The organism is Citrobacter sp. Cs237, assembly GCF_030332325.1.
Classification (GTDB): Bacteria; Pseudomonadota; Gammaproteobacteria; order Enterobacterales; family Enterobacteriaceae; genus Citrobacter_A; species Citrobacter_A sedlakii.
Genome location: NZ_JAOWIB010000102.1, coordinates 1 through 15,723 on the forward strand (window position 1 = coordinate 1; position 15,723 = coordinate 15,723).

Consider the following 15,723-nt stretch of genomic DNA (forward strand, 5'->3'; position numbering starts at 1 on the left):
GATTTCCGGGACAGTTGGACTGGCGTAGGAATAATCAGACAGGATTTTCCAGATTTTTTCATAGCGGAGTGCTCGCTCTTGATCTTTTTTTAATCCCAGAAAATATAAAGATGCTTCTGAATCAGGATTTAAAAATGCATTACTAAGCCTGCTCGCGGCTGCATCATCCCCTGCTGCAACTCCCATTTGAAATACTTCCAGAGCTTCATCATACTGTTCTTGAATCTTCAAACTAATACCCAAGAATCGAGCAGCCTCACCTTGCCCTTGTTCTGCAGCACAACGTCGCATTTGCTGTGCAATATCGGGAGCCATTTTTGCCGGAGCTAATTTGTCACCGACATAGGCCTGTGCCTGCGCATTCCCCTCGTCAGCCGCTTTTCGGTAGTAACGCAGCGCCATCTCATCGTCCTGCTGCAATCCCGCAGCGCCGTGCTGCAGATAAACCGCGACAAAGTAATAACCTGAAGCCACACCGGCATCGATTAGCGCCTGGCTCATCCGCAGACGCTCAGCACCGCTGAGATGAAAATGCCCCCGCATCGCACCGTTTTGTAGATTAATATTAGCCTTATAGTGCCCGTTTTCTGCCGCTATACGGTAAAGCCGTTCAATTTCTGCATCGACTTTTGCGTCTTCCTTTAACTGGTTATTCTTCTGCAGCCAGCGCGCGTACTTAAATAACACATCACTCTCCACAGAAGGCTGCGGAATATTTTCATGTTTGCAGGTGAACGCCAGCCGGGTATTGATAGTTGATAACGGGTCCACGTCAGTTTCCTTTTTTACAGAGGTCGGGGACGTTCCCCCATCGCAGGCTGCCAGTGCAAGGCAGGCCAGAAGTAATAATTTGCGCATCAGTCCCAGTCCTTGAGGGTGGATTTATCGTAGTTAAACTTAATTAAGGGGGCTTTGGGTTTATTTTTCTGTGTTCCTTGCAATGCAGTATTTTCATCAATAATATTCAGCCATGCTTCAAACGCCTTCTCCGGATCATCCTGCACACCCTGCCCAGCAGTATGCATATTCCACAGCCGCCGTCGCAGGGCCTTTGTCACATAACTCCATTCATGAGCGATATTCATTTCACTGTCCACCTGCATACTGCGGGTATTGATATTAGCAGAACCATGAGTAGTAAAGATGTCGTTAATAATCATCAGTTTGGAATGGATATACACCGGCATCCACTCCTGAGGTGGGGAATCTTTCGCCACCAGCGAACAGATATGGACCTTCAGGCCAGGCCGGGGTTCAGGAACAATAACGCTCTCTTTAATTCCCTGAATCTTTTTTTCAAACGCCTCCATCTTCTGGCGCACTTCTTTTTCATTATCGAAAAACCCAATACCCGGTCCTGCTTCCCGTGCTTTTTCAATTTTACGCAGCCTTGTTAATTCCGGAATGGTATCGGCACGCCCGAGGCTGTCGAGCATTCGCTGGGTGTTCACCGTCCCGGCCCCTATTCCTTCGTCCGTCACGTTCGTCACCACAAACAGATGCAGCGATCCATGAACACCCGGGTCGCGGCCTTTACTGACCTGCAGGGCCGCCGCATTTTTGATGGCCTCCGCCAGCGGTGGCCAACGGAAATACTGGTTTTCAATATAGATAAACTGGGTGGCGTTATTGGTACTCTGCAGGTACAGCGTCTCGATATCGCGCTTTCCTTCCTGTGCCTGAGTGCGGAGCAACTGCGCCATCAGTGGCGTCCCCAGTTCCGGGCGGATTTTCAGCTGCTTTGCCACCCCTTTTGCATTACGCATTGCCAGCAAATCCTGGCCTGTTTCTTTACGCCAGGCCGTGGCAAAGTTTTCATGCAGATGCTCCAGAATTGGCCCGGTCACCAGGCTGGAAATGTCCTGTCGCGGACGGTTTCCCCTGGCACCAGCATTGGGGGCAACTTTGCTGACACCGCGATTTTTAGCGCTGTGCGCATCCGTATCCCAGTACTCATCCAGCATGTTATGCCCCATGACAAATCCCACCGCCAGCGCCGGTATTTCATAGTCCACCAGCACCGTTTTCTGGTGATGAGTGGCCGTCCCTGTCATCACACTTACGGACATCATACTGATATCCTTGTCCTTGCTTTGCCGTGACAGGCGATAGGCTATTTCTGCCCGTTCCTCTGCATCAAATCCACGCCCAACAAATAACGGGCCACGTGAATGAAGCCGGGCATTGCGGCTCAACGCCTGGACGACAGGACTGACTTCAAGTGCTAAATCCGCCCATTCTCCAGTCCAGGAATGTTCGGTAAACCACGCCTTATCATAATGATACTGTTCTTCTGAAGCTGACTGCCCCGCACGGTCTTTGATTCTGATTGCGCCTTTTCCCGGCAGGTTGGCTTCATCCGCAAAACCGGCACTATTGAAGGGCATTTCCCACCCCAGAACCCGCACCTGAACGCCTTTCTCGCGGGCAATTTTCACCAGCAGCTCACCAATACAGGGAGATTTACCATCACGCACAAAATACATGGAGGGCTGAAATCCCCAGCAGATAATGTCCACTGACGTTGTGGCATTCGCAATGGCTTCATAAACAGCCGCAAAGGCCTCTTTCCCATTGACCAGTGGTTTGTATGTCGCCTGAGTGGGTGGGAATTCAGTGTCCGCCACAAACCACGGGGCCGTCATAACGCACTGACTAGTGTCGACCATTAAAATGGGGGTAACAATATCGGGCTGGCTCATTAACTCTCTTCCTTATCACTGGGGCCATCAAGCAGTTCAGCATACAAATTGCGGTGTTCTGTGTGTGAGGCGGGAGGATTTATATCGCCATCCACCTGTGAGGAATGATTGTGAAAACCGCGATTGGCGAGTTTCCCCTGTTCAGGGTTGCTGTAAGCTTCAACTATCGGAACCTGATAACGAACACCATTTGCCATCTCCAGTTGGTATTGCTGTGTGACTACCTGATGATCTATTGCCACCCGACCGTTCTTATCCAGCACGCCCTGTTTCACAGGAGTCCCATCGGCGTATAGTATGTAGGGCATTCCCGCCCAACCGCTACCTTCGGCATTCGGTGCCTGCGGTACACTGAAATGCAGCGATTGTTTGATATCCCCTTGAAGTACAGGATATTCCGGATGGCTGGCATCCATTTTCGCAGGACCAGCATAGTCAAAATCAGCAGATTTGATTTCAACGTCACCAGTTGTTCCAAGCTCTATCTTGCAGGGGGCAAGGGTGATATAAGACCCTCCGGCATTCAGAATGATTTTCTTTTTCGCCACAATATGGATTTCATCTTCTGTGCTGACGATCTCCAGTCCCTTACGGGCTAATAGCTGCATTTGATCATTTTGTGCCTGGATGGTGACCGGCCCCTGGTTTGCTATCAGCTTCATACCGAGTTTGCGAACAAACAGACTCAGCCCTTCACCAACACCAATAAACAGGCGCTTCATTATGCCCATATCAGCATCTGCACCCGCACTAAGCATCAAATTTTGACGCGCCGTGAGTTGCAAATGTTTACCACTGGTCATGGCAATACCGTCCGGTGCGCTAAGCACAGCAACGGCCTGTTTAAGCTCTTCGATTTGTTCTCGCATAAACGCAAGCTGCGCATCCACTTGGGCCGGATCTGCGCTGGCCGTTTGAGCATCCCTGGAAAGAGAATCCATCAGGTCGCCGGATTGTTTTAACCGATCCAGGGTGTCCTGCATCTCCAGCATCTTATCGCCAGCCTGTGGCTGTTTATCTGCAGTGATAAATACACCAGCCCCACCGCGAACGGCAACCCATTTATCAGTACGTAACTCCGCACCTTCACCCCGCAGTACCCTGTCAGCATCCACGTTGTGACCCAGATTAAGCTGCGTCTTACCCCCGTACTCCGTACTGAGCTTAACATGCTCTTCACCCCGCTTATCTTCCATCCGCAGCTTGTTCAGGCCAGCTGTGCGGATAACATTGCGCGTGCTGTTGGCTTCTGTGACATGGTCAGCGTGGCGGGAATCATGCAGGGCATGGGCAATATAAGGACGATCCGGGTCGCCTTCATGGAACGCGATGGCGACTTCCGTACCCTGTATCAGTGGGAAATGGAAGCCGTATTTATCGCCGCCGTAGGGTTTAGCGAAGCGCACCGGCATACTTTCCATGCCCTGGCGTTTGTCGTCGCGGTCGGCATCGAATTTCACCCGGTACATGCCCGATGCATCCTGCCAGGCGTAGATATCGTTCTCTTTGGCGCTGGTCACGCGCGCCATCAGCGTGCCGCTGACCACCGGGCGCTTTTTAGCGGCAGGACGCCAGCATCGGTTCTCGTAGTACGGCATCGCTACCCATGCCACTTTCAGGGCATTCTTACGGCTGGCGTAATAGCCAGTACGGATAATAACAACACCGTTCTCCGTTTCACGGGGCAGTGTTGGCGGCATAGCTGTTTCGGTAATAGTCAGTACCTGCGCCGGGCCGAGGGTGTGGTCGGTGCTGCTGCCGGTCACCGTGGTTTGGGCAGACAGGAAGCGTTCATGCTCCAGACGCGCCCAGAAGTTACCGGTTTCGGCTGTTGGGTTAATTTTGTCGCCACGCTCAAGATGGCGCGGGCGGTAATGGTACACATCACCATAAGTGATGCCATCACCGTCACCCCGGGTCATGTCAGCCGGTACGGACATCAGGACGTTCTGGGCTTCACGGTGGTTGTAGTCACTGGCCGTAACCGAATGCTCTACCACGTTGTGCCAGACATGCACGCCCCACACCGAACCAGCTCCGTTGTCATTCGCCCCTGACGGGCTGTTCAGCGGCAGTGTTTTACCGAACGTCCAGGCGCTTTGCTTGTCCGCAAAATGCACCACTTCAGTCAGGGTGTCCGGTTGCAGAGTGAAGAAGTAAAAAATCCCCACTTCGGCCAGCAGGCGTTCAATAAAAGCGAGGTCATTTTCCTGATACTGGTTAATCTGCTCACGCTTTGGATAGTCGGCTTTAAGGGTAAACTCATACTCCCAGCCTTTCAGGCCATGCTCCTGAAGTACCTCTGCAACAACTTCCGGCACCGACTTATTGACGAAAAAGCGGTGAGTACGGAACTGATTGCCCAGCAGTGCCAGAAACGGCTCCAGTATGATGCAGTACTGCGCTTCATCCGCGGAGCCGCCGGTACGTTGGAAATGGGTCACCACCCCATGAACCACTTTTCTCTCCGTCAGGGAGAGCTGGTTGCCCGCGCCCATGATCAGGGTTGCCGGCTTACTCAGCATCTGGCGGGCATCAATGTTCTTATCTGCGCTGGTGAAGTTGATGGTGTACCTGTACAGTGCACTCATCGCCTCTGAGCCGCTGAAATCTTCCACGTCAATATTTGCCGCACACGACGGAATATCCAGTTGGTAACGGTTTAGCGGGGTTTGGATTAAACTGCTCAGTGTATCTGTCAGGCTCACGATCTTTACTCCGTGTAATATTTCAGCATCCTGAATGACCAGTGATGGAAAGAAAGACAACGATATAAGGTTTAAATTATTTTATTTAGCTACTCCACCGTATAGCCACGTTATCTCTATGCCTGTTGGTGGAACGTTACAAATACTTTCCTGTTTGATTTCCTGGGGGATGATGAAACCGTAAGGTTATTCATCATAAACGTATGTATAAGCAAAGCGATATATAAGATAACCTGCAAAAAACTCTGCTATCGAAAACATGCCCCAGATATATCTGGATTCGCTTGAAGATAAGAAAAAAAACCAAATAGTAAATGCGATACCAGAAACACCCAGCCCCATCCCCACCCCGCGAATTAATCGGGAAAGGATTACCAACAAAATAACCCTGACATTCATAAGCCTCCAAAAAAATATTCGCATATCTTATCAAACTCGGCAGGATTTCTGTCTCCTACCTCACAAGCGGTTTCAAAAGGCTTAACGATATCTTCAACAATAAAATAAAGAAGATCCAGGTCACCAAGACGCTGGAGTTTATTGTGCAAAACAGGGTTTCTGTCTTCGAGGTCTCTTGATGTATAAATTGCTCTGGATGTTTCAGCACCAACAGATAACAATAAACCAGCCAGACTTCCGGCAAAAAAGGCTGATACACCTCTGGATGCTATTGCTTCGCCCAACTTCACCCCCGTTAGTTCAGTAAACGCCATTTTTCCCATGAACGAACCGGAAACATTTTTCACGATAGAAGATATTTTTTCGGCGTGAATGCGTGAAATAAAATCTTCGAGAGAGGTCTTAATGATTTGTTCAATAATCTGATGATTAAATACGCCCTTTTTAACTAATCGCGCCAGCCTGAACTTATCATCCAGATTATCCCTGCGATGCTCAGCATCAATGAAATCATACCCCAGATAGGCAAGGCTGACTGGAAATGAAATAAAACCTTTTCCTGTTGCGCCCCAAAAACCAGAACCATCGATATTAATGGCTTCAAGCATATCTCTGGCAATCTCTTTTGCGCTATCCATAATTGTTACCCTTTAGATAAGCCTGTTAGGCAAACTCCATCACAATACCCTCGTCCTCGCTCCATCCCAGAGTCAGGGAAGATGGTTTTTGCTTTGCAGCCATATGCGTAAGCAACTGCTGGCTCAGCACCGGCAAAATCTGCTGATTCAACAAACTGTCCACATTGCGCGCCCCGGTATCCGGCAGCAGGCAGGCGGCCGTCAGCGCGTCGTACAGGGATTCATCGATGGTGGTTTTCATTCCGTAGTGACGGTTGAGACGTTTACTCACCTGATTCAGCTTCATTTCCACAATCGTGCGCATCGCCGTCTGTGTGAGCGGGCGATAAATCACCGTCTGGAAGCGCGCCAGCAACGCGGGCTGGAAGTGGTCGCGCAGCAACGGGCGCAGCAGTTCATGCAGGTCAGACTCTGTGGCGTCCGGCTGTTCCTCCAGCAGTTGCATGATGGGGTCGCTGCCAAGATTTGAGGTCATCAGAATCACGGTATTACGGAAATCAATCTCACGCCCTTCCCCGTCCCGCATAAAGCCACGGTCAAACACCTGGTAGAACAGGTTCATCACGTCCCGGTGCGCCTTCTCCACTTCGTCGAGCAGCACCACGCTGTACGGGCGCTTTCTGACGGCTTCAGTGAGGATGCCGCCCTGGCCGTAGCCGACGTAGCCCGGCGGGGAGCCTTTGAGCTGGGAAACGGTGTGCGGCTCCTGGTACTCGGAGAGGTTGATGGTGATAAGCGATTTTTCCCCGCCGAACAGCGCATCCGCCAGTGTGAGCGCGGTTTCGGTCTTGCCGGTGCCGCTCGGCCCCACCAGTAAAAACACGCCCTGCGGGCCATTCTCCGGCGTCAGGCCGGTTTTGGAGGCCCGGAGGCGCTGTGCAATGGCGTTCAGCGCCGCGTCCTGACCAACAACGCGTTTTGACAGGTTGTGCTCAAGACTCAGTAATTCCGTCTGCTCATCCTTCATTAATGAGGAGAGCGGCACACCGGTCCAGTCGGCAATTACCGTGGCGACGGTGCGAGTGTCCACGTCCAGCCCCAGCAGCGGGTTAGTCTGCTGCACGCCGGTAAGCTGGTTTTGCAAATCAGCAATTTCCGCCTGGCGGGAGATATCGCTGCGGCAGGCCAGCAGTTCTTCCGTCAGCTTCAGCTCCTGGCCGTACTGGGTTTCCAGCGCGTCGAGTTCCAGGATGATGCGGATTTCGTCCTGTTCAATAACGGCCAGACGTTCGCCGTGCGTCTGACTGCCGACCGCGATATCTTCCAGCAGCGCCTGCTTTTCCATTTCAAGGGCCGTCACCTGCGCCTTCAGCCGGGTCAGCGGCTCCGGCACGGTGTCGAGGCTCATACGGACACGGGCGGAGGCGGTATCCAGCAGGTCCACAGCTTTATCCGGCAACTGGCGGCCGGTGAGATAGCGTCGTGAAAGCGTGACGGCGGCTTTCACCGCTTCATCGGTAATGTGCACCCCGTGGTGCTGTGCGTAGCGGGACTTGAGTCCGCGCAGCATCAGGCAGGCGGTGTCGTCGTCCGGCTCATCCACTTTGACCATCTGGAAGCGGCGCTCCAGCGCAGCGTCGCGCTCGAAGTACTGTTTGTACTCGCTCCAGGTGGTGGCGGCGATGGTTCTGAGTTCGCCACGCGCCAGCGCCGGTTTCAGCAGGTTTGCCGCATCCGCGCCGCCCGCCTGATTGCCGGCGCCGATAATGGTATGCGCCTCATCGATAAACAGCAGCACCGGCAGTGGCGACTGCTGCACCGCGTCGATGATGTTTTTCAGCCGCTGCTCGAATTCGCCCTTAACGCCCGCGCCCGCCTGCAGCAGGCCAAGGTCAAGAGTGCGAACAGAGACCGATTTCAGCGCGTCCGGGACGTTGCCTTCGGCGATTCGCAGCGCCAGTCCCTCGACCAGCGCGGTTTTGCCGACACCCGGCTCACCCACCAGTATCGGGTTGTTCTTGCGGCGTCTTGAAAGAATATCCACCATCTGGCGGATTTCGTTGTCGCGGCCAAACACCGGGTCGATGTTACCCTCCCGGGCACGGGCAGTGACGTCAAGGGTGAATTTGTCCAGCGCGTTCTGTAACGCCGGGTTCAGTTCGCCTTCTTTAACCTCCGCATTCACCGGACGGCCGACGAACGCCACCTCCCCGCCGTGCGTCAGTTCCTCGTCCTGCTGCACCTCCGGGCGCTCGTCCGACTGCGCATCAAGCAGCGGACGCAGACGCTCAAGCTGGCTCTGCGCCAGCGTTAACAGCGGCCACAGGCCGTCGCAGCGCACCAGCGTTGGTTTCTCCACCATAGCCATCAGCAGATGAATACTGCGGATATGCGCTTCCCCCGCCAGTGAGGCGCGCAGCCAGGCGTCCTGCATCAGGGTCTGAATGCTGTCCGATAACTGCGGGCGGCTGCGCACCGAACGGGGCAGCGTGTCGAGAAATGCCAGTAAATCCTGCCAGATGGCGTCCATATCCCATTCGTAGCGCCGCGCCAGCACCGTCAGGTCGCCCTCGCCCTGCTCCAGCAGTTTCAGCAGCCAGTGCTCGGGCAGAATTTCCGCATGGGCGCGGGTCTGGCACAGGGAGGCAGCGCCTTCCATCGCGCGGGCGCAGTAGGGGTTCAGACGACGTAACAGGCTGGCTGGATTTTCCATGAGGCTCTCTCTTTATCAGTTCCGGACACGCTACCGCCCGTCGCTTTTCCTTTCATTCAGGAACCCAAAGCGCATAAGGTCGGGCAGGCAGACTGTGTTTTTCTTTGCTGAACGTCCGCGGCTACAGGCGTTCAGCAAAAACGGCGGACGGGAGAACCCGCCCGCACGAGACTCAGGCGGTGGCGCGTTCGTTCCAGGAATCGGAATGAATGATGTTGCCGTCCTTGTAGGTCCAGGTGATTTTTTCGTAGCGCAGCTCAATCTGCTCCAGATGGTTGTGCTTCTCGAAAGACGGATCCTTGATGTCGTGCATCACCGGATTCACCTTCACCACCTTCACGTTCTCAAGCTTCGTGTTGAAGTACTCCACTTCCTGGCCGGCATCGTTGATTTTGTACCACTTAAACTCCGCAGATTTCAGGGTCTGGCCGGTGGTCACCGCCTTGTACAGATACGGGCTGGAGGAGTCGATTTCTTTGGTGAACAGGAACGGCGTGTGGATACGGGTGCCGGTCAGCTTGCCGGTGTTGTTGTCGGTCGGGATGTACAGGTTGTGTTCCTGAGCGACAACCTCGATGCTGCCTTCACGATCCTGAACGTCCACGGACCCTTTGATGTCCGCGCCGCCGTCGTCCTTCAGCCACAGATAAACAGGAATTGCCATGTTAATTACTCCATTTCATTTTTTGAGACGCCATCATCCTGCGATGGCGCGGGGGTGTTGCCCGGCAGCTGACAGGCATTCGCCTGCGGCACCAGACTGATTTCGACACGTCGGTTCAGCGCCCGGCCTTCCGCCGTGTCGTTGGTGGCGACAGGACGGCTTTCGCCGTAGCCCTGCACCGCAAAACAGCTCTCCGGCACGTCGCCGGTGTCGCGCATCCAGTCGCGCACTGATTCCGCACGCTTAAGCGACAGCGCCTGGTTGGATTTGTCATCCCCCGTGCTGTCGGTATGGCCCGCCACCACAATCAGCCAGCCCGGCTTCGCCTTAATCCCCACCAGCGAGTTCACCAGCAGCTTTGTCGAGCCGGGTTTCAGCGCCCATTTGCCGGTGTCGAACAGCGACATGCTGTCGAGGCGCACCGTCTGCGGCCCCTGCACGATTTTCTTTATTACCGGAGGAGGCGGAGGCGGCGGCGTCCAGCTATTAATGGCCGCTTCCACGGGCGGTATCAGCCGCATCCCCTGGTACAACCCGAGACCGTAGCGCAGCGGTTCGCCGCGTCGCTGCCAGTCATCAAGCCTTCGGCTGTCGGCACGCAGACGCTGCTGCGCCTGCTGCTTCGGCGCCGGCGGCGTGCCACTGAGACGGTGATAGACCGCAAGGTGGTCGCCGACGCTGCGGACCAGGCGCTGGTTATTGATAAAGGACGCCAGCATCGCCAGCGCAAGGAACAGAAAACAGACGCCGCCCGCCAGGCGGATATCCTGCATCCGGCGGCTGATGCCCTGGCGGCGCGGCAAGTGCGCAAGCAGAACATCCGGAAGGGGTGGCATCTCCGGCGCTTGCGGGCTCGCCGGAGAAAGCGTGGTAACAGCAGCGACCTGCTGCTGCCAGAGATTATCCGCCACGCCCATAACCGGCGCCAGGCAGATGCCGCTGGCGCAGAGTTTCAGGGCGGCCAGTTCTCCCTGCCGGGTATTCAACGGCCCGGTAATCTGCCGCTCCGTCAGAGCCAGTACGCTGTCCAGCCAGAGCGCATGACAGAGGCGCGAGGCGTTGCTTCCGGCCTCCCGCTGCCAGTCATCAACCGGCAGCGCGACATGACGGCTCTGGCAGACCCGGATACCCGGCAGGTCAGGCGTGACAGTAAACCAGCGGACCTCTTCCTGGCGTTCACTGTCCGGCGGCGTTACCCACACCGCGCACCAGACCGGAGGCAGGCCGTTTAGCCAGGTCCGGCACTGCGCAATACTCCAGCGCCAACCGCGCAGAGACTGGGCCAGCACCTCCGCAGAATGATGCTGTTCCGGCATTACCGCCAGCAGTACAGAAACCTGCGGCACCAGCGCCGGTCGGGCGTTTGCCAGCAGTTGCGCCTGTAACGGCAACTGCTCAGCATTCTCCGCCCGCAGATACCATCCCGGACCCGTTTCACGATATGCCGCCCCCGCAGGAAACAGGGATTCGGTGTCGCCACAGACCAGCACCACCGCGCCCTGAAACCCTTCCGGCGGCAGACAGCTTTCGTCAGGCTGTTCACTGACTTTCCTGCCGCACTGAAACCGTCGCCATTGCCTCCACAGAACCGCACCGCAAATCAGTGAAATGCACAGGCAGAGCGCAAACCGGCTTCCACCGGAAAGCGGCCAGTACCCCAGCACCAGCCACAGCGCCAGCACAGCGACAAGCGCGGTCAGCATCACACGGGGAAATTCACGCATTCCTTATCCCCGTCCTGCTATCTGCGATACCATCTGCGCCAGTACAGAGGAGAAGGTGAACCACAGCGCCGCCAGCACCACAACACCTGCCGCCCAGCCCAGCCAGTACATCCGGCGTCCGTTGCGCAGACCGGGTGCCCTGACCACCACAGGCGAATCCTGCGTCAGAGTAAACGGTGGCACCCGCTCGCTGAGCGCACGCACCACATCCTCGCGCCGTTCATCATCCTGCGCGCGATACTGGCCGACAAAACCCAGTTGCAGGGTCCGGTAAAGACAGGTCAGTACCGCCACATCCGGCGCGGGTTCGCGCAGAATGGTACGAATACGTTCCCACAACTCCTCACCGGCATTCAGTGTGCTGAAAAAACGCGCCTGGAGCGGGTCCTTGCGCCATTTGCGCCAGCCGTCATCCTGTTTATCACGGTTAAGTACGCTCTCATCCAGCAGCGCACAGTACGCATATAACATCCGCTCACAGCTCGTTTCACTGTACCCCGCCTGCGTCAGCGATTCGCGGGCGTCACTCACCCAGCGGCAGGCGCGGCGGTAGAGGGCATCCCCCTCCCTGATTTCCTGGCCGCTGCGTAACTGGCTGACCATCAGCCAGCCCGGATAGAAAATTTTATTTATCAGGTCAGTATCAGACGTGTTCATGAGCGCAGCACCGCAAACAGTTCAAGTTTCACTTCGCCCAGCGACTGCGGCGTATAGAAGGTACAGTTGCCGGCCTCCAGCATCGCACGGGCGGCATCAGTGGACAGATCCAGCGCAAAATACTGGTTTTCCAGACGCAGCGGGATAGCCGCAGGGACATGGCTCAGCGGTTTAATCACCATCCCGCTCAGGGCAATGTTCACCACTTCAGAGACATCATCATGACTGCCGGCTTTACACAGCTGCGGGAAGCGGGTCTGCAGTTCATGATTTGGCATGGAGGAACGCACGGAGAGATAGAAATCCGCCCCTTCCCGCAGGCGCGCATCGTGCAGCCTGCCACGCCAGATCTCCCGGTCCTCGCCCTGCTCCAGGGCAATGGCGATCACCCGCGACGGCAGGCTGGCCTCCAGAAGCTGGTCCAGCAGGCTAAACAGCGGCGGAAAAACCTGTTCCGGCATGTCATGCCGGTAAGCGGGAATATCGTCGACGTCGTGATCAAGGGAAAACGTCAGCAGGCTGCCGGCAAGCCTTGCCAGCTCACGGTACAGCAGCTCGGGATGACGTGACGGTGTCTGGTGCAGTTCCGCCAGCACGGGTCCGGCGCTGCTCAGGGCATTGAGCAGCCAGAACAGCGATACGTCCGCCACCGCAAAGTCGGCCATCCGCTCATTGCTTTCGCGTCGCATCGCCATCAGGCGCTTACGCCGCGCCGACAGGCGGTGCAGAAGCTCCCTGAGTTCGCCGGTCAGTACTGGACTGGCGTCCAGCGACAGCAGCGGCGGGATAAAACCGGCATCGCGAACCCACTGTCCCTGTGCGTTACGGATAAGCCTCGCCACCGGGCAGGTCAGGTACGCGCTGTTCTCCTGAGTGGACAGGCGCAGCGTCAGCGAATGACGCAGTACAGCCAGATCGCTGCGCTCATGGCCGGCAAGCTCCTGCACCGTCACCCGTTCAGACAGCCAGCGGCGGGGCCGGGCACTGTCGCGCCCGTCATCCAGGTTACCGCCGTTCGCGCTGAGCAAGGGCAGGCACAGCAGCACCTCCACACTCTCCTGCCTCACGGAGGAGACATCGCAGACCGGCGGCAGGTTATCCGCCAGATCCGTGTCTATCAGCGTCCCGTCCGCAAAGCGCACCGCCAGTCGGGTGGCATTAAGCCGGGAAAGTGTGAGCGCGCTGTCGTCAAACTCAGCACTCAGCACCCCCCAGGGATGCGCCAGCGCCATTCGTGCGACAGTATCTGCAACATGCGCATCCCAGCGGGCCTGCTGCTGGAACTGTTGCGGGGCCAGAAACGCCCCGTCACTCCATAACGGACGATAAATTTTCATCCCTGTTCCCGCCTTACGCTTTCGCTTTCGGCATCTGCGAAACCAGAGACAGGTTCACGTCCATGCCTTCCACCTGGAAGTGCGGCACCGCATACAACCTCACGCGGAAGAAGCCCGGGTTGTCCTCGATATCTTCCACCACCACCTTCGCATCGCGCAGCGGATGAGACGCCTGCAGCTCGTCGCCCGGATCGGTCATTTCAGTGACCAGGCCGCGAACCCAGGTGTTGAGTTCCAGCTCCAGCAGACGGCGGTCTTTCGTCGTACCGATGTTTTCACGCTGAATCAGCTTCAGGTAGTGGGCAATGCGCGACAGCAGGAAGATATACGGCAGGCGCGCGTTGATGCGGCTGTTGGCCGTCGCATCGGCGGTGTCATACAGCGCCGGTTTCTGCGCCGAGTTCGCCGAGAAGAAGCAGGCGTAGTCGCGGTTTTTGTAGTACGACAGCGGGATAAAGCCGAGATTCGCGAACTCAAACTCGCGGGTTTCCGGGATCATCACTTCCGACGGGATTTTTACCTGGTTGCCGGTGCCGAGGTCATACAGATGAATGGGCAGATCTTTCACCGCCCCGCCCGCCTGCGGACCGCGAATTTGCACGCACCAGCCGTTGTTAATGAAGCTCTTCACCATGTTGGACGCGAAGGCAAATGACGCGCTGGTCCACAGGTATTTCTCGTGATCCGGACCTTTAACCTGCTCCACGTAGTTGAAGCTGCGTACCGGCACAGTGTCCGGGCCGTATGGCAGACGGCCCAGCACACGCGGCATCACCAGGCCGATATAGCGCGAGTCGTCGGTGTCGCGGAACGATTTCCACTTGATGTACTCGGCGCGGTCGAAGTAGTTGCCGATATCCTTAATGGCCGCCACCTCCTCCATCGTCTCTTTCAGGAAGAATGTCGGGCCGACGGCGCCGATAAACGGCATATGCGCGGCGGCGGAGACTTTCGAGATATTGCGCAGCAGCGCCACGTCCTGCGGGCTGGCGTCAAATTCGTAAGCAGAAATGACCGAGCCAATCGGCTCACCGCCCGGGGTGTCGTATTCGGCGGTGTAAGTGTGCCAGTAGAGGCCGCTCTGAATAAGCTCCGGCGCGTCCTCAAAGTCCTGGCGCAGGTCGTCTTTGGAGACGTCCAGGATTTCGGTTTTCACGTTCTGGCGGTAGTCGGTGTTGTCCACCAGTTGCTTCAGACCGCGCCACAGGGATTCCACTTTCTGGAATTCCTGATGGTGCATCACCGCGTCCAGCTGGCGGCTGATTTGATAATCCAGCTCCGCGATATGGTGGTCGATTAAGGTCTTGTCGAGTTTCTCCACCTGCTGACCGGATTTGCGGATACAGTCCATAAACACCTGCATCGCCGCCGTCAGGCGCTCGCCCGCCGGCGCGTCGGAGAGCGCGGCATCATCCATAAACGCGTTAATGTCGCCCAGGCTGGAGGCCGGGGTCAGGTTGATTTTTTCAAACAGGGAGGCGTAAACGCCTTCTTTTTCCAGTACGGTGGTCTGCCCCTGGGCAGAGGCGGTTTCAGTATTTACAGACATCAGCATATTCCCGGTTAATCCATTAAAAGACGCACGCCGTTATTTCGGGGCCAGTGCACTCATTTCGTCGCGTAATTCCTGAGACAGCGCCGGGTCTTTGAGAATTTTCTCGAGTTCTTTTCTGAAAGTGGCGTTATCAAGAAGATTGGACTTGAGGTCGCGTAATAAATTACGCATTGCCAGCATGGCGCGAAGCTGGGGGATTTGGCGGGCAACCTGTTCCGGTTCGAAATCTTTAATATCGGAAAAGCTCAGCTTCACATTATCTTCAGAGCCATCGCCCGCCAGCGTATTCTCGACAGTGAGGTTTACTTCCGGGTTAAATTCTGAAAGTACGCTATTGAAGTTATTTTTATTGACGTTGATTTTTTCTCTTTCAGATAATGGGCGGGTTTCTTTGCCATTACTGAAATCACCGACGGTGAGCAGTTTCAGCGGCAGTTCGACTTTCTTCTGCGCGCCACCTGTATGCAGCGCCAGCCTGAGATTTATACGTGCCTTCGGCACTTCATTCTGGAATGAATCAGCCATAGTAGTCCCTTTCCTTAAGGAATGATTGTTAATGAAACGGCATTTCTTTACAAAAGCATGTTAGTACAAAACACCATTCAAGATCAATTAATCAGATCTTAAGTCCATATTTAGACTATACTTAAGAATTTTCCTCCAAATCAAAACAACAGAGATCGCTA

At 55.7% G+C, this 15,723-nt stretch carries 11 protein-coding genes; all 11 read right to left on the reverse strand.

From position 1 onward, the window contains the following. Positions 1–858: tetratricopeptide repeat protein (locus OGY07_RS09605; protein ID WP_286600198.1), on the reverse strand; the 858-nt coding region annotated here is incomplete at its 3' end. Continuing rightward, complete coding sequence (locus tag OGY07_RS09610) at positions 858–2,702, reverse strand: phospholipase (RefSeq protein ID WP_286600200.1); 1,845 nt, start codon at positions 2,700–2,702, stop codon at positions 858–860. The genes OGY07_RS09605 and OGY07_RS09610, both read right to left, overlap by 1 nt. Beyond that, positions 2,702–5,410: a type VI secretion system Vgr family protein gene (locus tag OGY07_RS09615; RefSeq protein WP_060570156.1), complete on the reverse strand. Its 2,709-nt coding sequence runs from the start codon at positions 5,408–5,410 to the stop codon at positions 2,702–2,704. The genes OGY07_RS09610 and OGY07_RS09615 overlap by 1 nt, the downstream gene beginning before the upstream one ends. A 395-nt stretch (positions 5,411–5,805) precedes the next feature. Next, positions 5,806–6,447 (reverse strand): Ssp6 family T6SS pore-forming effector, encoded by a 642-nt coding sequence (locus OGY07_RS09620; protein WP_060570155.1) that lies wholly within the window; start codon positions 6,445–6,447, stop codon positions 5,806–5,808. A 25-nt stretch (positions 6,448–6,472) separates the two neighbouring features. After that, on the reverse strand, positions 6,473–9,100 hold the full coding sequence (gene tssH, locus OGY07_RS09625; protein ID WP_286600204.1) for a type VI secretion system ATPase TssH: 2,628 nt from the start codon (positions 9,098–9,100) through the stop codon (positions 6,473–6,475). A 172-nt stretch (positions 9,101–9,272) separates the two neighbouring features. After that, positions 9,273–9,764: a type VI secretion system effector Hcp gene (gene hcp / locus OGY07_RS09630; protein WP_001007319.1), complete on the reverse strand. Its 492-nt coding sequence runs from the start codon at positions 9,762–9,764 to the stop codon at positions 9,273–9,275. A gap of 5 nt (positions 9,765–9,769) precedes the next feature. Next, positions 9,770–11,488 carry an OmpA family protein gene (locus OGY07_RS09635; protein ID WP_286600207.1) on the reverse strand — a complete coding sequence of 573 codons (1,719 nt, stop codon included), beginning with the start codon at positions 11,486–11,488 and terminating at the stop codon, positions 9,770–9,772. Positions 11,489–11,491: 3 nt separating this feature from the next. Then, the gene (gene tssL, locus OGY07_RS09640) at positions 11,492–12,145 is read right to left on the reverse strand and encodes a type VI secretion system protein TssL, short form (RefSeq protein ID WP_060570152.1); all 654 of its coding nucleotides are present in this window, start codon (positions 12,143–12,145) and stop codon (positions 11,492–11,494) included. Beyond that, the gene (tssK, locus tag OGY07_RS09645) at positions 12,142–13,482 is read right to left on the reverse strand and encodes a type VI secretion system baseplate subunit TssK (protein WP_060570151.1); all 1,341 of its coding nucleotides are present in this window, start codon (positions 13,480–13,482) and stop codon (positions 12,142–12,144) included. The genes tssL and tssK overlap by 4 nt, the downstream gene beginning before the upstream one ends. Positions 13,483–13,495: 13 nt before the next feature. Next, a complete protein-coding gene (gene tssC / locus OGY07_RS09650; RefSeq protein WP_042290941.1) occupies positions 13,496–15,031 on the reverse strand; it encodes a type VI secretion system contractile sheath large subunit in 1,536 nt (511 codons plus the stop codon). 39 nt (positions 15,032–15,070) lie between these two features. Further along, positions 15,071–15,562: a type VI secretion system contractile sheath small subunit gene (gene tssB / locus OGY07_RS09655; RefSeq protein WP_042290496.1), complete on the reverse strand. Its 492-nt coding sequence runs from the start codon at positions 15,560–15,562 to the stop codon at positions 15,071–15,073. Between the last annotated feature and the right edge of the window lie 161 nt (positions 15,563–15,723).